Source organism: Undibacterium sp. 14-3-2 (assembly GCF_016595265.1).
In the GTDB taxonomy this organism is placed as follows: Bacteria; Pseudomonadota; Gammaproteobacteria; order Burkholderiales; family Burkholderiaceae_D; genus Undibacterium; species Undibacterium aquatile.
In genome coordinates, this window is sequence record NZ_JAENGS010000001.1 from 192,624 (window position 1) to 214,978 (window position 22,355).

The window sequence follows — 22,355 nt, forward strand, 5'->3', positions numbered from 1 at the left end:
CCCTTTTTCATACGCAGGCAAGACCCGCAGGTCTCGCCAGTTGCTTGTTTTATTTTAAGCCGCGACGCAACAGTAATGGGTCGATTTTTGGATCACGCCCACGGAAGTTGCGGAACGACTCCATAGGATCGATACTGCCGCCGCGCGACAGTAATTGCTGACGGAACCAATCGCCATTTTTCCGTGTCAGCCCGCCATTTTCTTTAAACCATTCAACGGTATCTGCATCCAGTACTTCACTCCACAGATAAGCGTAGTAGCCAGCCGAGTAGCCGCCGCCGAATATGTGGGAGAAATAAGTGGAGCGATAACGTGGCGGTACCGGTGCAAAATCAACGCCGGCTTCTTGCAAGGCGGTTTTTTCAAACGCAATTGCATCGCTTGGTATTTGCGCCGGTGTCAGCTGATGCCAGCGCTGATCAAGCAAGGATGCCGCCAGATACTCGGTGGTCGCAAAGCCTTGATTGAACTTGTTGCTGGCGGTGATTTTGTCGACCAGCGCCTGAGGAATGACTTCCCCTGTTTTGTAGTGCTTGGCATAGTTTTTCAGGACTTCGGGCCAGGTCGCCCACATCTCGTTGACTTGTGAAGGATATTCGACAAAATCGCGCGGTACATTGGTACCGGAGAAGCGTGGGTAGTGTACTTGTGAGAACAAACCGTGCAGTGCATGGCCGAATTCATGGAACGCCGTTTTCACCTCATCTGCGGTCAGCAAGGTGGGTTCACCTTTTGATGGCTGCGGAACATTCAGGTGATTCGCAATCACAGGCTTTTTGTTGAACAGCGTTGATTGTTCGACATACGAGTTCATCCACGCGCCGCCGCGTTTGCTGTCACGGGCGTACATATCGGCAATGAACAATGCCATCGATTTACCATCGGCATCGAATACTTCAAACACTCTGACGCTGGGGTGATAGACAGGTAAATCTTTACGTTCTTTAAAGCTGATACCGTACAACTGATGCGCGGCAAAAAACACGCCATTTTGTAATACGCTGTCGAGTTCAAAATACGGGCGTAACTGGGTATCGTCAAACGCATATTTTGCGGTACGTAATTGCTCGGTGTAGTAGGCCCAGTCCCATGCCGCCAGCTTAAAGTCGCCATGGTTGGCATCAATAATTTTTTGTAATTCAGCGGCTTCATTTTTGGCATTGGCGACTGCTGCCGGTGCCAGTTCGCTCAGCATTTTATTGACGGCAGTGGTGGTTTTCGCCGTTTCATCTTCGAGGCCGTAGGCGGCGTAATTCGGATAGCCAAGCAATTGGGCACGTTCTGCGCGCAGGCGGGCTAATTGCAGAGCTGTATCGCGGTTATCGAAATCACCGCCGTGGCTGCCACGATTGACAGAGGCTTCCTGCAAACGCTGACGCACGGAACGGTCTTCGAGGCTGGCCAGATAAGGTTGTCCAGAGGTATTCATCAATGGAATCAGATATTTTCCATCCAGCCCTTTGGCTTTCGCCGCTGCGGCTGCGGTGTTGATTTCACCTTCAGACAAGCCTTTTAACTGCTCTTTATGTTCAACGATCACCGCGGATGCATTGGTTTCTTTCAATACATTCTGGCTGAATTTCGTGCCTAACGATGCCAGTTGGGCATTGATCGCTTTGAGTTTGGCTTTATCGCTGTCTGATAATTTTGCACCGGCACGCACGAAATCGGTGTAGTAACGATCCAGCAAGCGATTGGATTCGGCGTCGAGTTTCAGTTTGTCGCGTTGGCTGATGATGGCGTTGATGCGTTTAAACAGTTTCGCATTCATCAGAATCACGTCCTGATGAGCGGACAATTTTGGCGCCAGATCGGTGGACAGTGATTCCAGTGTCGGGTTGGTGTTAGTAGCGATCTGATTGAAAAAGATTGTGCTGACGCGGTTCAGCGACTGCCCTGCGCGTTCGAGCGCTACAACCGTATTATCAAAAGTTGGTTTGGCGGTGTTGTTGGCAATGGCATTGATTTCGGCCAGATGCAAACGCATGCCTTCTGCAAACGCTGGCGCATAGTGTTCGTTTCTGATCTGATCGAAGGCTGGATATTCATACGCCAGAGTACTGGCTGCCAACAGAGGATTGGCTGCAAGCGCTTTATTCATAAGGGGTTTGCTGGTCGGTGCTGAAGTGACGGAGGTATCTGCGGCAACGCTGGATTGTATTGCCAGCGCAGAACACAGCAGCATGAGCATGGATTTGTTCATGGGAATCAGATCTGAAAAATAGGAGTTGAAAAGAATAACATCAGACTTCGTGCTGAGAAAATAATTCCTTAAAATTATCTAAATCGATCAGATCAACCGAATACTCATTTATTCAACAAAGCACAAAGCGATTCGCCAGATCAAGCACAAAACCAGGCTGCAGATAAGCCAGAAACGCTACTGCCAGCACGAGCAGCAGCAACAGGATCAGTGACAGTTTCAACAATATCTGGCGTAATTTCATCATGATCATCATGCCGTCGCCGTCTGACGTGACACCGGGCTTTCATTGACCGGCAGATTAATCAGTGCTGCGAAAATACCGAGTGCCAGCGTAATGCCCCAGACAAGGTTGTAATTGCCCATCAGTGTATAGATATAGCCACCGAGCCAGACGCCCATAAAACTGCCGACCTGATGCGAGAAAAATACAAAGCCAGACAACATGGAAAGATATTTCAGTCCAAAGATGCTGGCGATCACGCCGTTAGTCAGCGGTACGGTCGATAACCACAGCAAGCCCATACCGGCGGCAAAAATATACACCGAGTAGGACGACAGTGGTGCCAGCAGAAACAGGCTGATCACAATCGTCCGGGACAGGTAGATAGAAGACAGCAGGTAACGTTTCTGGAACATGCCGCCGAGCTTACCGGCGTAATACGAACCGAAAATATTGAACAAGCCAATGAGGGCAAGCGCCGACACCGCCACGTTAGGGTCGAGTATGCCTTTGTCCTTCAGATAGGCTGGCATATGCACGCCGATGAAAACTACCTGAAAACCGCAGACAAAATAACCTGCGACTAAAAACAAGAAAGGCTTATGTGAGAACGCTTCGTGGATAGCTTCTTTGATGCTTTGCTGCGGGCCATGACTATGATCAATCGCTGGCTCGCGCAGCTTCCATGCCATCGGCAACATGACGATTACCAGTAGGGCGGCCAGCAGATAAAACGCGGTTTGCCAGCCGCTGTGAGTAATGAGTTGCTGCTCAACCGGCATCATCACAAACTGACCAAACGAACTCGCTGCGGATGAAATGCCAAATGCCCATGAACGCTTATGCGCCGGTGCAGTGCGCCCGATTATGCTGCTGACAGCACCAAAAGCGGTACAGGCGAGTGCCCCTCCTAATAAAACACCGGAACCGATGACAAACAGCAGCGGATGACTGACCGTTGCCATCCACAGCAAGCCAGCCGCATACATCAGTGCGCCGAAGATCACGACGCGGGCGGTGCCGAATTTATCGACCGCCATACCGGCGAATGGCCCGAACACGCCCCATAACAAATTCTGGATTGCCATCGCCATCGAATAGGTTTCGCGGGTCCAGCCATGCGCTTGCGAAATCGGCTGTAACCAAAAGCCAAAGCCATGACGTACGCCCATGGCAAGCGTTAATACAAAGCCGCTGGCGATGAGGACGGTTTTCAGATCAGGAGATTGCTTGACGGTCATGGCTTATGCTTTCTGCGCATATATTTATAAGATCAACGCACTAGTGTAGTGGAAACGTCTAAATCATGTGGCCTGCCGGTTTTACCATGACGGCTGTGGCGATGTTGGTCGCGGCCACTCTTCCTGCAACAATACGCATGTCCGGAAATGGCTAGATCTGGTGCCGGTCAACGCGTATAAAGTGCACATGCAGACCGATAACGACATCACGATGAATAAACCTGAGACCAACTCAGGCAGACTGACGCGCGAGGCACATCAGTACTATCGTGCGCTCGCCGCAAAAGACAGCCGCTTTGACGGCGTCTTTTTTACTGGCGTAAAAACAACAGGTATTTATTGCCGCCCGGTTTGCGCGGTCAGAACGCCGCGAGAAAGTTCCTGCGAGTTCTTTTCGACAGCGGCTGCAGCGGAAGCGGCGGGCTATCGTCCTTGTCTGCGCTGTCGTCCCGAGCTGGCGCCGTATGCGATACAACAGAATCTTGCCCATGCGATCTGGAAGAAGATTGCTGACGGCGCTTTGAATGCAATGAATGTCGAAGATTTCTCGCAACAGATAGGTTTGTCATCACGCCAGCTCAGGCGAGTGTTATTGCAGGAATTCGGTGCCAGCCCGGTCGAACTCGCACAAACCCAGCGTCTGCTATTCGCCAAAAAACTGCTGCAGGAAACTAGTCTGCCGATGGCTGATATCGCGTTTGCCACTGGTTTTGGCAGCGTCCGGCGTTTCAACGCACTTTTCTTGCAACGTTATCAGATGGCACCCGGCTCGGTGCGGCGCGCGGCAGATGGGCGTGGCGAAGGTATTTTGTTGCGCCTGGCGTATCGTCCGCCGTATGCGTGGGATGCAGTAATCAGCTATTTACGCGGACGTGCGATGCCAGGGCTGGAAGCCGTGATTCAGGAAGGTCAGGACGGTGATCTGGCCGCCTACGTGCGCAGCGTGCGCATACAAGGGATCTCTGGCTGGTTGAAAGTCAGCCATTTACCGCAGAAAAACCAGTTATTGTTACAACTCGCGCCACAACTGACGCCGGTATTGATGCCGGTGCTGGCGAGAGTGCGGCAGCAATTTGATCTGGAAGCCAATCCCGCATTTATTCAAAGCCACTTGCAACAAGATGCCTTGTTAGCAGCGCAGATTCAGGCAACGCCGGGTTTGCGTGTACCGGGCGCTTTTGACAGCTTTGAACTGGCGATCCGTGCGGTGCTGGGGCAACAGGTCAGCGTGGCGGGTGCAACGACCGTTGCCGGTCGTCTGGTGCAGCGCTTTGGTGATACGGTGGAAACTCCGTTGGCGCCGATTACGCGTCATTTTCCGACACCGGAAACGATTATCGGGCTGCCCATCAATGAATTGGCGGGAATAGGGATTCCGGCAACACGCGCCCAGACCTTGCAAAATGTCGCACGCTTCGCGCTGGCGGGCGGCTTTGAGCGTTTGCCGGATAGCACTCAGGCGACGATGCTGGACAACATGAAAAGCGTACGCGGTATCGGTGAATGGACGGCGCAATATATCGCAATGCGTGCGCTGCGTTTTCCCGACGCTTTTCCTGCCGGTGATCTCGGTTTGCAAAAGGCGGCGGCACAATTATCAGGACAGGTAGCGTTGCCCGCACAGACGCGCTGGACAGAAAAGCAGTTGCTGTTGCAGGCACAAGCGTGGTCACCGTGGCGCGCCTATGCCGCCATGTTGCTGTGGCAGTCGCTTAACACGACGGAGAGCTTTAGTGGGCACAATGCGGCAAGCAAAGCAGTACAGAAAAATAAGGTGTAGCGATGAAATATACAGAATTCAACAGCCCGCTCGGCATGCTTTGTCTGGCCGCGAGTGACACGGGATTGAGCGGCGTTTACTTTGAACAGCACCGCCATTTCAAAGGCATACAGGGATGGCAACTCGCACCGGAACATCCGGTATTACAACTGGCGACACAACAACTGCAAGAATACTTTGCCGGTCAGCGCCAGCATTTTGATCTTCCTCTCGACATGTCGTCGGGCACGCCATTTCAGCAAAGAGTATGGCGGGCGTTGCAGCAGATACCTTTCGGGCAGACTTGCAGTTACGGGGCTCTTGCCGGCAGCATCAACAAACTATCGGCAGTTAGGGCGGTTGGCGCAGCCAACGGACGCAATCCCTTGTCGATTATTGTTCCTTGTCATCGGGTGATCGCGACGAATGGCGCGTTGACTGGCTATGCCGGTGGCTTAAAAAATAAGCAGGCCTTGCTGCAATTTGAGGCAGATAAATCTCGGCATCAATCCCCGCTATTTACCTGAGTCTCAGCCCGGAATAGGCTGGAAAGCCTGATGGATATTAGGGTTTGTATTTTTAAAATGATATCATTTACATCATTTTGTTGCGATGCACAAAAAAAGCTTGACGTACGAAATATGCCGTGTAGAATTGAACTTGTTGCGGTGCACCATTTAAAGAAGTTGTGGAAGGCGCTGCCGATTATTAATCCCCTTTAACGGAGAATGCCATGTCTACATCACCAGAACAATTTATTGCTGCAACTAAAGCTAACCTCGAAGCGCAGTTTGCTTCCCTGACTGCATTGAACAAAAAAGCGTTTGAAGGTCTGGAGCAATTGTTCGCCCTGAACGTGAATGCTGCCAAAGCCAGTATCGAAGAAGGCACTGCTGCTGCGAAACAACTGTTGAGCGCAAAAGATCCTCAGGAATTTTTCACTCTGACGACAGCTCAAGCGCAGCCAACTGCAGAGAAAGCACTGGCATACGGTCGTCATCTGGCCAGCATCACTACCGCTACTCAGCAAGAGTTCACAAAAGCAGTGGAAGCGCATATCGCTGAAACAAATACTAAAGTGATTTCCCTGATCGATGAAGTCACAAAAAATGCACCAGCTGGTTCCGAACAAGCAGTAACAGCGTTGAAATCTGTGGTTGGTAACATCAACGCCGGTTACGAGCAATTGTCCAAAACGACCAAGCAAGCGGTAGAAACGCTGGAAGAAAATCTGGCAAAAGCAACACAACAGTTCACACAAGCTGCTGAAAAAGCGACACCAAAGAAAAAATAAGTAACTTAAGTTACTTAAGTAAAGCAAGAACAAGTTCGATATGAACTTCGCCTGAACCAAAAAGCTCCCTTCAATCGGGAGCTTTTTTTTGCTCAAAATTTCAGCAGGATGAACATCAACAGGCAAGCTGGTGTAATCTGACCGTTACCGTATCAGACAGAATATGCATTTTTGTCTGACACATCTTTTTTTATAACAGGAGATTCAACATGCAAGACGTCGTCATTGTTGCTGCTGGTCGTACAGCGGTAGGTAAATTTGGTGGTTCCCTGGCTAAAATCCCAGCCGCCGAATTGGGTGCGATTGTGATTAAAGGCTTGCTCGCCAAAACGGGTCTGAGCGGCGACCAGATCAACGAAGTCTTGCTCGGTCAGGTGTTGACGGCCGGTGTCGGGCAGAATGCTGCGCGCCAGGCCGTCATCAAAGCGGGTTTGCCTGTGATGGTACCAGCGATGACGATCAATAAAGTCTGTGGCAGCGGTTTGAAAGCAACGCATCTGGCGGCGCAGGCTATTAAAGTCGGTGACGCCGACATTATCATCGCTGGCGGTCAGGAAAATATGAGCGCTTCGCCACATGTGCTGAATGGCTCGCGCGATGGCTTCCGTATGGGTGACACTAAACTGGTCGATACCATGATCGTGGATGGTTTATGGGATGTGTACAACCAATACCATATGGGCATTACCGCCGAAAACGTCGCTAAGAAATACGGTATCAGCCGTGAAGAGCAGGACGTATTTGCACTTGCCTCACAAAACAAAGCAGAAGCGGCACAAAAAGCCGGTAAGTTCAAAGATGAAATCATTCCGGTAGAAATCGTGTCGAAAAAAGGCACGGTCGTCTTTGATACCGACGAATTCATCAAACATGGCGCCACCATGGAATCCTTGTCAGCATTGCGCCCGGCCTTCGACAAAAATGGCACCGTCACGGCTGGCAATGCTTCCGGTCTCAACGATGGCGCTGCCGCAGTGATCATGATGTCGGCAAAGAAAGCGGAAGAGCTGGGATTACCAGTGCTGGCGCGGATCAAAGCGTATTCGTCGGCAGGCGTAGACCCATCCATCATGGGTATGGGGCCGGTGCCTGCAGCACAGCTCTGCTTGAAAAAAGCGGGCTGGACTCATGCTGATCTGGATTTAATGGAAATCAACGAGGCGTTCGCGGCGCAGGCCATAGGCGTGAATAAGGAAATGGGCTGGGACACCAGCAAGATCAACGTGAATGGCGGCGCGATTGCGATTGGTCACCCTATTGGTGCTTCTGGTTGCCGTATTCTGGTCAGCCTGATTCACGAAATGATACGTCGTGACGCAAAAAAAGGTCTGGCGAGTTTGTGTATCGGTGGTGGTATGGGCGTTGCGCTGGCAATCGAACGCTCATAACAAGTCTGAAGCAGAATTCCAACGGAATTTGTCGGAAATAGTAAAAAAAAATCCCCGCTTTTGGCGGGGATTTTTGTTGGGCCGGATACTCTTGATTAGTGAATACCGTGCATTTTCTTTGCCATCCATTTGTTCATCAGCATCAGAACAATGCCAGCAGAAATAGGAATGATGGTGAAGATCAGGAAGAAAGTCGACATCGAATACGTGTTCGAAATTTCGTCAATATAACTACCAGTCAGACCAGCCAGTTTATTGGCGATTGCTGTATTCAGGAACCACAAACCGAACATCAGACCGAGCAGACGCGGAGGTGCGAGCTTACTGATGTATGACAAGCCGACTGGCGACAGGCAGAGCTCACCCATCGTATGAAAGAAATACGCGAGAATCAGATAAACCATACTGATAGACGCTGTCTTCGCACCGGCAGGGATAGTAGATGAACCATAAGCCAGTGCCGCAAACCCGATGCCAAGCAGAACCAGACCCGTACCGAATTTAACCGGGCCGCTAGGATCCCAGTATTTGTCCCACATTTTGGAAAACATCGGTGCCAGAATCACCAGGAAAAACGAGTTCAGCACACCAAACCAGGTCGCTGGAACGCTGGACTGATCCAATGCAAATTCACGCTGCAGCATCCACAGCACTAAGGCCCAGATCGTACCCAGACAGATGACCAACAACAGATTGGATACCAGATACTGCTTTGCTGTCCCTGCGAACAGCTTCACCAGCAGCCAGCTGAGAATCATGGTTGGAATCACCGTCATCAGGCTGTTGATAATTTTAAAGGTAGTACCTGCTGTCCCTACCAGATTACGGTCGGTGTAATCGGCTGCGAAGATCGTCATTGAACCACCGGCCTGTTCAAATGCGAACCAGAAGAAAATCGTGAAGAAAGAGAAAACTGCAATTGCTTTAATGCGGTCAGCGACGATGTTGGCCGCTGGTTCTTCGACGACGACTTCAACAGTATTGGTCGCCGCTCTCTGGTCTTTCGATAAACCGATGTTGCCGAAAATGCCTTGTCCCAGATAAAACTGGATTGCGCCTAACAGCATAAATATACCGGCGAGTCCAAAACCATAAGACCAGGAGATTTTTTCACCGATATAACCGCACAGCAAAATACCGAAAAACGCGCCGGAATTCACGCCCATATAAAACAGGGTATAGCCGGAATCGCGCAGGTGTTCGTTATCTTTGGTATACAACTGACCGACAATCGCAGAAATATTCGGTTTGAACATCCCGGTACCTGCGACGATCAGTGACAGACCGACGTAGAACATGGTTGGCGTATCAAACAGCAATGACGCATGACCAGCTGCGATGATAAAACCGCCGAGTACGACAGCACGACGGCTGCCGAGGAATTTATCGGCAATATAGCCGCCGATGATTGGCGTCAGATATACGAGACCGGTGTACCAGCCATACAGATTGGCGGCATCTGCGCGGGTCCAGCCCCAGCCGCCTTTGGCCGTTTCTGTGACCAGAAACAAGACCAGCAATGCGCGCATGCCATAATAAGAAAATCGTTCCCACATTTCTGTGAAAAACAAAACAAATAAGCTATCGGGGTGTCCCAGGATAGTGTTCACCCCTGGATTTTGAATTTTGTTCAAATTGCTCTCCGTTGTTGGTTTAATTGGATGATGATTCGCCAGCAAATAAATTTTCAAGCCTGAGGCAAGAATGATTTGAATTGAATCAATTCGGCGCGTAGCTTACCACGATGAAAAACTCATATAGAAAGACATATTGTGCGTCGCAGCAAATGTTGTGCCACCGTAGGCGAATGAGTGTGGATAAGCCTTTGCGACACCATCCGGGAGACATCCGGGACGTGGTTCTGAGAATGGCGGGTTTGCCAGCACGCCATTTTGTGCGATCCTGATGCACATTTCTAATAAAAATGCAGGCGATGCCGCTCGTTTTGGTGCGGCTTTTTAACATAGTGAATATACGAATGATGTTTTTTTCTTCCCGACTTCCTTCCACGGTGATCATCGCAGGCGCGGTGACACTGTTGTCCGGCATCCACATCCCGGCATTTGCCACCTCAAGCGCAGTGCCTCCTGCCGCTACCGCGGAAGGCAGTTATCGTTTGCCGCCGGCAGAATTGCAGGCAATCGTCGATGCACCGCGTGGACCGGTGTTTAAACTCGGGCCGCAGCGTAAAACAGCATTGCTGGTCAGCTTGCCGGGTTTGCCGAGTATTGCCGAAGTCGCGCAGCCAGAACTCAAACTGGCTGGTTTGCGTATTAATCCACGTACTCATGCTGCCAGTCATTTTGATTTTGGTAATAGCCTGAGCTTGCTGGACGTGGCAAGCGGAAAAATTCGCGAAGTCAGCGGTTTACCAGCGAAGCCGCGGATTGCTGAAACACTGTGGTCGCCGGATGAAAAATGGCTGGCCTTCAGTCGCTGGACCGATGACGGCGTGGAACTGTGGTTGCTGGACGTGAAGAAATCCCATGCGCAAAGACTGATGGACGAAAAGTTAAACGCCGTCGCCAGTGCCGGATTCGCCTGGAGTAATGGTTCTGAGCAATTGCTGGTGCGCTTGTTGCCCGCACGTCCGAAACCCTCACCGAATCTGACGCAAAAGCCGTTGGGGCCAAATATGCTGGAAAGCAAAGGCGGCAAGCTGACGCAAAACCGCACTTATCCGGACATGCTGAAAACAGCAGCGGACGCTGATATGCTGGATTGGCAGTTACAGACGCAACTGGCGTTTGTCAGCATCAGCGGCGACGTGCGTCGTATCGGCCCAGTCATGACACTGACCAAAGCACAGGCTTCGCCCGATGGTAATCTGATTCTGACCACACAATTACGCCGCCCTTATTCAACGATGCTGCCCGTGGATCGTTTTCCGCAACTGATCGAATTGTGGGATGAGAATGGCAAGAAAGTGAAAACCATCGCAGAACGTCCTATGCGTGAGCGCTTGCCCACCGGGAATGACGCGGTACAGGCTGGGCCGCGTGACTTTGCCTGGCGCAACGATAAACCCGCCACCTTGTATTGGTTAGAAGCACAGGCCGGTGGCGATCCTGAAGCGCCCGTCAAAGTACATGATGTTTTGATGCAACAGGCAGCACCGTTTGATGCGCCGCCACAAAAATTGATGGATCTGGCGTGGCGCTTCAATAATGTTCAATGGGGCAATGACGGGCTGGCGCTGGTGACAGAAAGCTGGTGGAAAACCCGTGACACCCGCATCTGGCGTATTCGTCCCGGCGTCGCCGACAGCAAACCGGAACTGTTGTTTGCCCGTAAATCAGAAGACCAGTATGCCCATCCGGGGCAGCCCGTGATGACGCAAAATCAGTACGGCCGCGCGGTGCTGCGCGTGGCACCGGATGGCAAGTCGATTTTCATGACCGGCAATGGTGCCAGCCCGGATGGAGATCGCCCGTTTCTGGATCGGTTTGATCTGACCAGCAAGCAAGCGGTGCGCATGTTCCGCTCGCAGGCGCCGTATTACGAAGAAGTGCTTGGTTTGTTGAACGATAAAGGTACCAGTATCGTCACCAGCCGCGAATCGAACGAGGAACGCCCTAATTATTTTGTTCGCGATCTGGCGCACAATGAGGCTGCGCGGGCGCTGACCCAGTTTCCGCATCCTTTGCCACAATTCAAAGGAGTTAAAAAGCAGCAACTGCGCTATGAACGCGAAGATGGCGTTGATCTGACCGCAACCCTGTATTTACCGCCAGGCTATGACCCGAAACGCGATGGTCCGCGCCCCATGATTATGTGGGCGTATCCGCGTGAATTTAAGACGGCCGAGGCGGCAGGTCAGGTGAATGGTTCGCCGTATAAATTCAACCGGATTTCCTATAACGGCCCGCAAGTCATGCTGGCGCGTGGTTACACCGTGCTGGATGGTCCGACCATGCCGATTATCGGTGAAGGCAAGAAAGAGCCGAACGACACTTACCTTGAACAGTTGAAAATGAGTGCCGAAGCCGCGATCGATGAAGTCGTGCGACTCGGTGTTGCAGACCGCAACCGCATCGCGATCGGTGGTCACAGCTATGGCGCGTTCATGACCGCGAATCTGCTGACGCACACGCGTTTGTTCCGCGCCGGTATTGCCCGTTCCGGTGCCTACAATCGCACGCTGACGCCGTTTGGCTTTCAGTCAGAAGAGCGCAATTTCTGGCAGGCGCGCAAGACGTATCAGGAAATGTCACCGTTTAATTTCGCCAATCAGATCAAAGACCCGATACTCTTTATTCACGGTGAACAAGACAACAACCCCGGCACTTTCCCTATCCAAAGTGAACGCATGTATCAGGCGTTGCAAGGTCTGGGCGCGGTCACGCGTCTGGTGATGTTGCCGAATGAGAGTCACAGCTACCGCGCGCGGGAATCTGTGCTGCACATGTTGTGGGAACAGGATCGCTGGCTGGAAACCTATGTAAAAAATGCGAAAGGCGAAGCCGGAGAGAAGGACTGAATATCTGCCAATGAGGGTGCCTGACGATGCCTGGATTACACGGCACCCGCATCGCCGGATGTGGCTTTTTCCGCCTTTTTCCTCTTACTTAATGTTTTACATTAAAGTTTTGCATTAAGATGCAAATTGCTTTTATCTTGTCAGGTTTTCTATGCTCAAAGCCGTTATTCTGGACGCGAATGCGATTGCCCGCAATTTACTGACTTCCGTACTCAATAACGGCGGCCATGAAGTGATTGCTGACGCGAACCTCGCGCCAGCCAGCCTTGCACGCGTGATCCGGCTCAGACCGCAAATTGTTTGCATCGATCTTGGCGAAACAAATGAAGCTGGATGGGCCATCATCACCCAGCTACGCACTGAACTGCCGAAGTCGCTGCTGTTTCTGGTGTCTTCCGGAATTAACGCCGGGTTGATTCAGGATGCGCAGCAGCGCGGTGTGCATGGTTTTATCGTTAAACCTTTCAACTCCGTCGCGGTTCTGACTTCCATCCGCAACACCATCCTGCGCATCGCCAAACAACAGCGTGCGAATGCAGAAGCCGCCAGCAACGGTGGCGCTGAATCCGCCTGAATCGTTTCATCCGGTACGACACCTGTTTTATCCGCCCTGATCTGCATTCGTCGCATGCTCACCCAATGCGATGACGTCCGCGTAGACTGCCTTCGTCTGTGAAAGGGAAGATCATGTCAGCCACACCTGCAATCGATATGCCGCCATCGGTAAATGAAGAAATATTGCCACCGGAAGTTTCAGCCAGAAGCGAATCCTGGCTGACCCGTGCGCGCAATTATCCGGTGTTTTCCCGCACCTGGTATCGCTATCGCGCACGCGCCTGGATGGGTACGCTGATTCCCGCGCTGCTGTTGATTTTTCTGATCGATGCTGCGCGCGGTGCCGACTGGCGTACCTTCTTTGTCGTCTGGATACCGCTGTCTCTTGCCGGTACCGCGATGCATCTTGGTGGTGCTGCGCTGGCGGTCTGGGTGCGACAACGCGGCTATGCGGAAAAAAAAGAATGGCCTAGTCTGATCACGGTCTTATGTGCAGGATTATTGTGCAGTCTGTTGCTATTTTTTGCAGCGAGGCAGGCGACACAGCAATTATTGCATTACGAGGCACCGATGCTGGCCGCGCTGAAATTGCATTATTCTGGTTCGCCGGATTTCGCAAAAACAACCGCGGCCACGCCTGCCGGAAACTGGTTATCTGAATTCAAAGCCGGATTTGAGCAGGGCTTTCAGGAAGGCAAACAAAACCGCGCACCACATTCTCCTGATATGTCAGGCGCGGATTTCTGGAAAGGCTTTTATATCGGTTTGGTATTGTCTTCCGTCTGTATTTACCTCAGCGGTGGTTACGATCTCTGGCTGTTTTCTCGCCAGCGCAATATGTTAAAAGTCGCACAGAGTAAGCGCGCATCAGAACAGGCGCAGGCGATGCAAAGAGAAACCGAATTACGCTTGTCGGTATTGGCTGCGCAGGTGGAACCACACTTTCTGTTCAACACGCTGGCCGGTGTGCGTTCAGCCATCAACACGGAGCCAGTGCGGGCGGTCGCGATCGTCGATCATCTGGTCGATTATCTGCGCGCGACCATACCACAGATGCGCGATGACGGCGGCTCGGTGCAGTCGCGTTTAAGCAAACAACTTGACGCCGTGCATGCGTATCTGAGCCTGATGCAAGCCCGCATTCCGCGCCTGAGTTTCAGTGTCGAGTCACAGATTGCTGACGCCGCAGTGCCGCCGTTGATGCTGATTTCTTTAGTCGAGAACGCAATCAAACACGGCATAGAACCGAAGGTTGGCGCGGCGCACATCGCCGTGACAGTGCGTGTCATCGAAGCACAAAAAACGCAAGAAACGCAAGAAACTCCAGAGCCGCGCATGCTGGAAATGCGCGTCGAAGATGATGGCGTTGGGTTCGGCGGTCACAACAGTGGCTCTGGCATTGGCTTGGCGAATATCCATCAGCGGCTGGCGGCGATGTACGGCGAACGCGCCAGCCTGCTGTTGAAAGCCCGTCCCGAGGGCGGAGTTGCTGCCATCATCACGATTCCTTTAGAAAAACAGACGGAGGCTGCATGATCACTGCCATCATCGCTGAAGATGAAGATTTACCACGTAAAGAATTACGCCGCATGCTCAATGAGTTGTGGCCGGAACTGCAGATTATCGCCGAGTGCGAGCATGGCGCTGATGCGCTCGATGCGATTTACACCCACCAGCCAGACATCGCTTTTCTGGATATTCGCATGCCCGGCATGTCGGGATTGGATGTCGCAAATGCGGTCAAAGGGCGTTGTCATGCGGTGTTCACCACCGCTTACGATAACCATGCACTCGATGCGTTTGCCGCCGGTGCGATCGATTATCTGTTGAAGCCAGTGGCGCAGGCGCGTTTGGCGGAAGCAATTGCGCGTCTGAAAGCACGTCTTGCCAGCAAACAGGCGGCACCCGATCTGAGCCAGCTGATGTCGGAACTCGACAAGCGCATCCGTGGCAATGCGACCGAGCGCATACGCTGGATCAGTGCCAGCGTCGGCGATACGATCAAGATGTTCCCGATAGAAAAAATTCTGTTTTTCAGTTCCGATGAAAAATATACCCGAGTGGTGTGCGGGCATGACGAAGCACATGTGCGCAAGCCGCTGAAAGAATTGATGGAAGGACTCGACCCCGATATCTTCTGGCAGATCCATCGCGGCACGGTGGTGCGCGCCGATGCGATTGCGCGCGCGCAGCGCGACGACATGGGGCGTTATCTGGTCGAGCTGCATGGCAGCCCGGAAAAACTCAAAGTCAGTCAGGCCTATGCGTGGCGCTTTAAGCCGATGTAGACACCGATTAAATGCCGGTTCGACGATGAACGCTGGCACCGCGTCGGCATGTGATGACCGGAAATAGCCAGCGGCGATCACGCTAATTTGTTAAGCTGGGCGTTTTTCATCGATACGGAAAACCGCATGCGCAGTGTTGATCTTCTTCGCCTTTTATCGCTGGCTGCGATCTGGGGCGCTTCGTTTCTGTTCATGCGGGTGCTGGCACCCGTCCTGGGTGCCTTATGGACCGCAGAAATCCGCGTCGGATTGGCGGGGCTTGCCTTAACTTTATTGATGCTGGCAACGCAAAAGCCCGTTGATATCCGGCGTCACTGGCGGCAATATCTGGTGCTGGGTCTGGTGAATTCAGCGTTGCCTTTTGTCTTGTATTCGTTTGCCGCGATGCGCATGCCCGCCGGTTATTCTGCGATCGTAAATGCCACCAGCCCCTTATGGGGTGCGGTGATGGGGGCGATTTTTCTGAGTGAACGTTTCACTGGCCGCAAAATGCTGGGCATGTTGTGCGGCGTGGTCGGCGTCGGCTTTCTTGTGCGTCTGGGGCCGGTCGCTTTCACCAGTGATTTGTTGCTGGGCGTGCTGGCTTGCGTCGGTGCGACGATCTGTTATGCGCTGGCGGGCATCTATTCCAAAAAAGTATCCGGCGCGATGAATTCCATGCAAATGGCGACCGGCTCGCAAATCGGAGCCGCATTTGTGTTGCTGCCGTTTCTGCCGATGGTACCAGTGCAGGGCGAAATCACCAGTCAGATTCTGTTGCTCGGCGCGGCGCTGGCGCTGTTATGCAGCGCAGTCGCCTATCTGATTTACTTCCGCCTGATGACGGATGTGGGGCCAACCAAAGCGCTGACGGTGACGTTTCTGATTCCCTTGTTTGCCTTATTGTGGGGACATTTATTTTTGCACGAAGCAATCACCATGAGCACATTGATCGGCTGCGCAGGCGTGGTGCTGGCGACCTGGCTGGTGGTGTTTGCTCCCAAAAATGCCTGAAAACGCCGCAAAAACACGAAAATATACTGGGGGGAGTATGTTTTAAAGCCCTTTGTTTATAAGGACAATCAGCATTTTTTGACACATACTCCCCCGAAAACGTAAAAAAGCCCGGAAATTCCGGGCTTTTTTTATTGCTACGTGTATTGCTGAAGATTTCGCTCAGTGTCGCTGCCTGTATCACTCACCCAGCGCAGGCAAGACCTTCACCCGCAGCGCACTCGCCTGATTGCTGCTGTGATAAACGCGATGCGTGGCCTTAACAAAATCGCTGTCTTTGGCCGCGTAAATATTCGGCACAAAGGTTTGCGGATTGCGGTCAATAAACGGGAACCAGCTCGACTGCACCTGCACCATGATGCGGTGGCCGCGCTGAAACGTATGCAGCACATCGTTGATATTGAATGCCACCTTCGTCACTGCATTTGGTGTGAAGGCCTTCGGCGTTTCAAAGCCATCGCGGAAGCGCGCGCGGAAGGGTTCGCCGCGTACCAACGTTTGCTGATTACCGCGAAGGATTGGCCCGTCTTTCGCATCGGCTGGCGACACGTCGATCAGTTTGACTACAAAATCGGCATCGGTGCCAGTGACGCTGACAAATAAGTCGGCATTCAGCGGCCCCGCCAGCGTCACATCTTTATCCAGCACCTCGGTTTGCCAGGTCAGCACATCCGGGCGGCGGCTGGCAAAACGCTGATCGGCAGCGATATATTGCTTGCTCCAGCCGTTCAGAATCTCAGTTGTATACGGCACTGGCTTGGCTGGATCGCTGATGTATTCATCAAAGCCGCTGTCGTTTGCCGCTGGCGCTGTGAAACTCAGTTTGCCGTTCGCATGGAAATACAAAGCCTGTTCTTTGCTTTCTTTTGGCGGCCAGGCATCAAAACCACGCCAGCGATTCGCACCGGTTTCAAACATCCAGGCTTCCGGCAACGCAGGATTCTCGCCGCCTTTCAGATGGTGTTTGAAGAACGCAAACTCGACTGGCTGATAATTGTGCACCGTCTTGAAACCGAAAGTCGCATCGCCGACTTTATCGCCGTCGCCACGCGTCCAGCCGCCGTGCGTCCACGGACCGATCACCAGCGTATTTTGTATGCCCGGATTTTGTTTTTCTATCGCGCGATAGGTTTGCAGCGGGCCGTATAAATCTTCGGTGTCATACCAGCCGCCAACCGTCAGCACGGCGGCTTTAATGTTTTTCAGATGCGGCAGCAGATTGCGGCTTTGCCAGAACTGATCGTAATCCGGATGGGCGACGATCTCATTCCAGAACGGAATGCCGTTTTTAAAATATTTGTCGTTTGCATTCGCAACCGAACCGAGTTCCAGAAAAAACTGATAACCGTCAGGCGTGCCGTAATTGAATTCTTTCCAGTTGCGCTTATCGGTTGGCTGCGGGCGCGGCTGACCAAAGCTGTTAAAGAAGCCGAAGGCCATCTGCAGATTAAACGCGCCGTTTCTGTGCATGTCGTCGCCACGGAACCAATCCGCAATCGGCGCCTGCGGCGAAACCGCCTTCAGCGCTGGATGGGAATCAATCGCGCCAGCCGAAGTGTAAAAGCCCGGATATGAAATGCCCCACTGACCGACCTTGCCGTTATTGTGCGGCAGGTGTTTGATCAGCCAGTCTATGCTGTCATAGGTATCGCTGCTTTCATCAATATCCGCCGACGTTTTTTTCACATCCAGATGCGGGCGCATATTGACGAATTCACCCTCCGACATATTCGTGCCGCGCACATCCTGAAACACAAAAATGAAACCCTCTTTTTCATACTCTGCTGTTGGCCCCAGATTGGTTTTGTAATTGTCCGCGCCATACGGAGCGACAGAATACGGCGTGCGCACCAGCAGTATCGGATACGTCTTTTTCGCACTCGCATCGTTAGGAACAAACACCGACGTGAACAAAGCCTTACCATCGCGCGCCGGAATCCGGTATTCAAATTTACTGTAATGCTCGCGAATATAGTCGGCACGCTGCTTCATAGGATCGACGCGCGCTTCCTGATTGACAGCAACTTGCTGCGCAGCGGATACCGGCAATGCCGCACCGGTCAATACAAAAGCGGCCAGCAAACTGGCCAGCAGGGGAGTGAGTTTCATGGATGATTTTGAATGAGCTGAGGCATGAACAAGGTAAGTGCAACTGCGTTGGAAACACCACACAGCTGGTACAGATTTAGTACGCGATATTTGTCAGAAGTTCCGTGAACTGTTGGGAAATGTTTCCAAATGATTTGAGTTTCAGAAAACAGGCTTATTCATCGTTTTCCGGGTTGTATTCCGGCAGCGGTAATTCGACTTCCGCGATAGGCAATTAAAGCCTCGTCATTGTTATAACTTGATGAGACGTGAAATTTCATTGAAAAGTATCGATGAAAATAACGGTATTGTTAATAGCATGAACGAAAGTTACATCAGCTACAGCCCAGAAAAAACCATTTCTTTTTAATCGATATAAATACATACCTGAAAAAAGCACTCCTGCAAAAATCGCAGAAAAAACAACGATCAAATAATGCGATCCCATGAAATGTACTAAGCCAAAGATTAGTCCTGAAAACAGGATGATTTTCATTTCTTTGATCTCAAACAATTGCAGTACCCAAATAGCAGCTGCTTGAAAAATCAGGGTCTCAAACAATGGAGAGAGAAAAATTGGCAAGAGAAGTGGTATAGAAAAATCGTCAAAAACTGCTTGACTATTATCCCTCTGGTTCAATGCTGGTGCCAATATTGAAGAGATCGTGAAATTCTGCAATAAAAGTATGCAACACATCAAACTCAAGTAAAGCAAATGGCTACGAGCATCAACGTTTTTGATCGCTTGGAGAATTTTCAATACGACTGGAATAGCCTTCATGATTTAGGTTCCTGAATGCGCAATGCTGATTAATATTACCTAGTTTCACAAACCAATTTTTTTACTTATTCATATCGACCAGCGATGCTGGGGATTTGTATTGTTTATTTATTACTATTAAAACCGTCACTAAATCCGCTTTTAATCCAGGAATTTCATGTCACACCTTGAGTTTCCTGAATGGCGCTTCTGGCGCCGCCATCAACTACTGCGGTCTTAATGAAGACAGAAGCTGCTGAGTGTGGCTTGGTCATGCTTATACATAGTGGCGCAGTCGCACAGAACGTACTAAAACCTGTGAACCCAAACTGATCAGGGATCTCGTCTGCCTATATTCAGACAAGCCTGTTCTGGTTACTCATCGTCTTCCGGGTTGTATTCCGGCAGCGGTAATTCGGCTTCCGCTATGCTGTCGCTGCCTTTGGCTTTGGCGGTCTGCAAGGCCGAGGTGGCGCGCGCCAGCATGATGTCTGCGGTGTCTTTGATGGCGTTGGTTGTCAGGCCGGTTGAAAACGTCACTTGTAAGCCGGGGGCGACGGTATTCCAGTCGCAGCCCGCGACGCGTTTTTTGAGGCGGGCGATGGCTTTCAGGCTTTGATCCAGCCAGGTGGTTGGCATCACAATCGCAAATTCATTGGCGGCAACGCGACCGAAAGAATCAAGTGTGCGCAGCATGTCCAGCGCTTCTTTGGCGACCATTTGCAAGACCTGACGGGCAACGGCTTGCCCGTGTTGCTCCAGAATTTTTTCGAGATGATCGACACTGATGACGGCAAATGAAAAAGTGTGGCCGGTACGATATGAGCGCGCTAATTCACTTTCCAGCATGCTCAGCAAAGTACGGCGGTTGAGTGCGCCGGTCAGCTGGTCGTGCTTGGTCAGACTTTCTAACTGAGTCAATACGGTTTGCAGCGTGGGCAGCAGATTGTCTTGCTTGCCGTTTTCTTTAATTTGTTTGATTAACTGTGTCAGCTGTTGTCTGGCGTTCACCAGTGGCTGATCTCCGTCTGCAGGCATGTACTCTCCAACTTCATTGAATAATTCAGTGCGGCCAGTGCGCCGGATGTTCGCCGTGACATAAGTCATCCCGGATGCTGGCAACGGGCGATACAATAGGGCTTGGGGCTGGCGTTTTACTATGCGTATGCCTTCATCACCACATCTGGCTGAAATCATTTTACGTCAGTCCTGACAATATAATACTTTACCATCAGGCAATAAAAACAATATTGTGTTTTCTGCTCCATTTTCTCCTTGCCAACCAATACGCAGCAGCTTGTTTCCGCACATGAATTTGTGGATCAAGCGCGATGATCTGCTGCATCCGCAGGTATCGGGCAATAAATTCCGTAAGCTGAAATATCCTTTGCAGGCACTGGCGGGTCAACCGGTGCATCTGGTCAGCATGGGTGGTTTATGGTCGAATCATTTGCATGCACTGGCACATGCTGCTGCGATCGCCGGGTTTCCGGCGACGGCGCTGGTGCGCGCTGCGGAAGGCATGAACAGTGCGATGCTGGACGATTGCCGCGCGCTGGGAATGCAAATTCGCTTTGTTTCGCGCGAGGCGTATCGCGCTTTGCGGGACGATACTGAGGCCTGGCGCCAGCATCTGCCTGATAGCAGCGCGCAGCATGTCTGGCTGCCCGAAGGCGGCAGTGCGGCGACCGCATTACATGGTGTTGCCGAGCTCGTCAGCGAGTTGGAATTTACGCCGGATCTGATGGTAATGGCTTGCGGCACAGGCGCAACGATGGCGGGCGTGCTGGCCGGATTGCGTGGACAGGGTAGGGTGATCGGGGTGGCGGCATTCAAAAATGCGGATTATCTGCATGCCGAAGTTGCCCGCTTATTGACGGCGGCGGGCTACCCCACACATCAGAATTATCAATTGTTAACTACCTTCCATCACGGTGGATACGCTAAAGTCAGCGCGGAGCTCAGCGCGTTTTGCGAGAATTTTTTCGAAGATACCGGGATATTGCTGGAGCCGGTGTACACCGGAAAAATGTTGTTTGCCCTGCGCCAGTTGTGGCTGAGCGGGCAAATCGCTCAGGAAAGTAAGGTGGTGGCGGTGCATACCGGTGGCTTGCAAGGCTTGCGTGGCTACGGGAAAACACCGTGAGATCAGAACATACAGAAAGCAGATGCAGTGACACGAGTCGTAACAAAAAAAGTACTACCAGCGGCAGCAAACCATGGCCGTTGTGTTTTTCAGATGACATGTTTGGCAGTGACTCTGAGTGTCGCGTCGCAAGTGCAGGCACAGGATCAACTCAAAATTGCGGGTTTCGAGACCCTGAGTGATCCGCTGATCATTTTTGATCAACGGCATCAACTGGTCGGTGGCCTGTTGAAAGATTACACCGATGCGATCGCCAGAGGGTTGGATGCGAAGCCGGTTTATCTGCCATATTCCCGTCGCCGGATTGAGCCTGCTGTCGTCAGCGGTGAAGCTGATCTGGTCTGTTATCACAGCCCGCAATGGGTGGATCAGCCGACTGATTTTGCATGGACTATTCCAAATCTGCCGCAGACAGAACGTGTGGTGGTCCGCAAGGAAACGGTCGTGCCAAATGAGTTTCCTGACGATTTACAGGGAAAAAAAATCGCGACGCAGATTGGTTATCACTATCCTGCTATTGCACCGGATCTGGCTGCTGGCCGGACAACCCGCGTTGACATGACCGATGTGCCGAGTATGTTTCGTTTACTCGCGCTGGGTGGTGCCGATGCACTGATTACCTCGGAGTCTGAAATTGCCGGTTATTTCAAAAAATTTCCCGACAAGCATGCTTTGTACAGCGTGTCGAAAACCCCATTTTCAGTCGTGTATACCCAATGTGCTTTGTCGTTGAAATCGCCGTGGAAGATAGAGCAGATCAATCGGATAGTGCATCGCTTGCAAGAGAACGGCACACAAGACAGGTTGATGCGCAAATACGGTTTGTCTGAGAAATAAGCGATCTGTCAGATCAGCAAGCGGACTGCCAAACCGCTCACTAACTGGTCTGACATTGCCGAAAAGAACAGAGGCATTGCATGCCTGTCATCAGTGCTTA

At 51.7% G+C, this 22,355-nt stretch carries 18 protein-coding genes; 11 read left to right on the top strand and 7 right to left on the bottom strand.

Going from position 1 to position 22,355, the window contains the following annotated elements; translation table 11 throughout:
- Nucleotides 1-49: 49 nt before the first annotated feature.
- The 3 genes from Undi14_RS00835 to Undi14_RS00845 all read right to left on the bottom strand — a co-directional run bounded on the left by Undi14_RS00835 (nucleotide 50) and on the right by Undi14_RS00845 (nucleotide 3,667).
- Nucleotides 50-2,191 (bottom strand): M3 family metallopeptidase, encoded by a 2,142-nt coding sequence (locus Undi14_RS00835; protein WP_200177555.1) that lies wholly within the window; start codon nucleotides 2,189-2,191, stop codon nucleotides 50-52.
- Between the two features lie 124 nt (nucleotides 2,192-2,315).
- Entirely contained in the window at nucleotides 2,316-2,459 is a 144-nt protein-coding gene (locus tag Undi14_RS00840) for a hypothetical protein (protein ID WP_200178260.1), read from the bottom strand.
- On the bottom strand, nucleotides 2,456-3,667 hold the full coding sequence (locus Undi14_RS00845) for an MFS transporter (protein WP_200177556.1): 1,212 nt from the start codon (nucleotides 3,665-3,667) through the stop codon (nucleotides 2,456-2,458). The genes Undi14_RS00840 and Undi14_RS00845 overlap by 4 nt, the downstream gene beginning before the upstream one ends.
- Before the next feature lie 67 nt (nucleotides 3,668-3,734).
- On the opposite strand from Undi14_RS00845, the gene Undi14_RS00850 reads away from it, so the two are divergent.
- The 4 genes from Undi14_RS00850 to Undi14_RS00865 all read left to right on the top strand — a co-directional run bounded on the left by Undi14_RS00850 (nucleotide 3,735) and on the right by Undi14_RS00865 (nucleotide 8,108).
- Nucleotides 3,735-5,447 carry an AlkA N-terminal domain-containing protein gene (locus Undi14_RS00850; protein ID WP_370589855.1) on the top strand — a complete coding sequence of 571 codons (1,713 nt, stop codon included), beginning with the start codon at nucleotides 3,735-3,737 and terminating at the stop codon, nucleotides 5,445-5,447.
- A gap of 2 nt (nucleotides 5,448-5,449) precedes the next feature.
- The gene (locus tag Undi14_RS00855) at nucleotides 5,450-5,953 is read left to right on the top strand and encodes a methylated-DNA--[protein]-cysteine S-methyltransferase (protein ID WP_200177557.1); all 504 of its coding nucleotides are present in this window, start codon (nucleotides 5,450-5,452) and stop codon (nucleotides 5,951-5,953) included.
- Between the two features lie 206 nt (nucleotides 5,954-6,159).
- The gene (locus Undi14_RS00860; protein WP_200177558.1) at nucleotides 6,160-6,720 is read left to right on the top strand and encodes a phasin family protein; all 561 of its coding nucleotides are present in this window, start codon (nucleotides 6,160-6,162) and stop codon (nucleotides 6,718-6,720) included.
- Nucleotides 6,721-6,929: 209 nt separating this feature from the next.
- Nucleotides 6,930-8,108 carry an acetyl-CoA C-acetyltransferase gene (locus Undi14_RS00865; RefSeq protein ID WP_200177559.1) on the top strand — a complete coding sequence of 393 codons (1,179 nt, stop codon included), beginning with the start codon at nucleotides 6,930-6,932 and terminating at the stop codon, nucleotides 8,106-8,108.
- Nucleotides 8,109-8,203: 95 nt separating this feature from the next.
- Here Undi14_RS00865 and Undi14_RS00870 read toward each other — a convergent pair whose 3' ends face one another.
- The gene (locus Undi14_RS00870; protein ID WP_200177560.1) at nucleotides 8,204-9,742 is read right to left on the bottom strand and encodes a peptide MFS transporter; all 1,539 of its coding nucleotides are present in this window, start codon (nucleotides 9,740-9,742) and stop codon (nucleotides 8,204-8,206) included.
- 344 nt (nucleotides 9,743-10,086) lie between these two features.
- Here Undi14_RS00870 and Undi14_RS00875 point away from each other — a divergent pair, with 344 nt between their 5' ends.
- From Undi14_RS00875 to Undi14_RS00895, 5 genes are all read left to right on the top strand, one after another.
- Entirely contained in the window at nucleotides 10,087-12,588 is a 2,502-nt protein-coding gene (locus Undi14_RS00875; protein ID WP_234030352.1) for a prolyl oligopeptidase family serine peptidase, read from the top strand.
- 151 nt (nucleotides 12,589-12,739) lie between these two features.
- The gene (locus tag Undi14_RS00880) at nucleotides 12,740-13,162 is read left to right on the top strand and encodes an ANTAR domain-containing response regulator (protein WP_186896038.1); all 423 of its coding nucleotides are present in this window, start codon (nucleotides 12,740-12,742) and stop codon (nucleotides 13,160-13,162) included.
- A 113-nt stretch (nucleotides 13,163-13,275) separates the two neighbouring features.
- Nucleotides 13,276-14,679 carry a sensor histidine kinase gene (locus Undi14_RS00885; RefSeq protein ID WP_200177561.1) on the top strand — a complete coding sequence of 468 codons (1,404 nt, stop codon included), beginning with the start codon at nucleotides 13,276-13,278 and terminating at the stop codon, nucleotides 14,677-14,679.
- Entirely contained in the window at nucleotides 14,676-15,431 is a 756-nt protein-coding gene (locus tag Undi14_RS00890) for a LytTR family DNA-binding domain-containing protein (RefSeq protein WP_200177562.1), read from the top strand. Before Undi14_RS00885 ends, Undi14_RS00890 begins: the two co-directional genes overlap by 4 nt.
- A 126-nt stretch (nucleotides 15,432-15,557) precedes the next feature.
- Complete coding sequence (locus tag Undi14_RS00895) at nucleotides 15,558-16,424, top strand: DMT family transporter (RefSeq protein WP_200177563.1); 867 nt, start codon at nucleotides 15,558-15,560, stop codon at nucleotides 16,422-16,424.
- 180 nt (nucleotides 16,425-16,604) lie between these two features.
- Here the strand turns inward: Undi14_RS00895 and Undi14_RS00900 are convergent, their stop codons facing one another.
- The 3 genes from Undi14_RS00900 to Undi14_RS00910 all read right to left on the bottom strand — a co-directional run bounded on the left by Undi14_RS00900 (nucleotide 16,605) and on the right by Undi14_RS00910 (nucleotide 20,469).
- Complete coding sequence (locus Undi14_RS00900; RefSeq protein ID WP_234030353.1) at nucleotides 16,605-18,533, bottom strand: CocE/NonD family hydrolase; 1,929 nt, start codon at nucleotides 18,531-18,533, stop codon at nucleotides 16,605-16,607.
- A gap of 256 nt (nucleotides 18,534-18,789) precedes the next feature.
- Entirely contained in the window at nucleotides 18,790-19,293 is a 504-nt protein-coding gene (locus Undi14_RS00905; protein ID WP_200177564.1) for a type II CAAX prenyl endopeptidase Rce1 family protein, read from the bottom strand.
- A 354-nt stretch (nucleotides 19,294-19,647) separates the two neighbouring features.
- The gene (locus tag Undi14_RS00910; RefSeq protein ID WP_200177565.1) at nucleotides 19,648-20,469 is read right to left on the bottom strand and encodes a GGDEF domain-containing protein; all 822 of its coding nucleotides are present in this window, start codon (nucleotides 20,467-20,469) and stop codon (nucleotides 19,648-19,650) included.
- A gap of 112 nt (nucleotides 20,470-20,581) precedes the next feature.
- Here Undi14_RS00910 and Undi14_RS00915 point away from each other — a divergent pair, with 112 nt between their 5' ends.
- Together Undi14_RS00915 and Undi14_RS00920 are read left to right on the top strand one after the other, a co-directional pair.
- Nucleotides 20,582-21,418, top strand: a complete 837-nt coding sequence (locus Undi14_RS00915) for a 1-aminocyclopropane-1-carboxylate deaminase/D-cysteine desulfhydrase (RefSeq protein ID WP_200177566.1) — start codon at nucleotides 20,582-20,584, stop codon at nucleotides 21,416-21,418.
- 108 nt (nucleotides 21,419-21,526) lie between these two features.
- Nucleotides 21,527-22,255 carry a substrate-binding periplasmic protein gene (locus Undi14_RS00920; RefSeq protein WP_370589884.1) on the top strand — a complete coding sequence of 243 codons (729 nt, stop codon included), beginning with the start codon at nucleotides 21,527-21,529 and terminating at the stop codon, nucleotides 22,253-22,255.
- Nucleotides 22,256-22,355 lie beyond the last annotated feature (100 nt).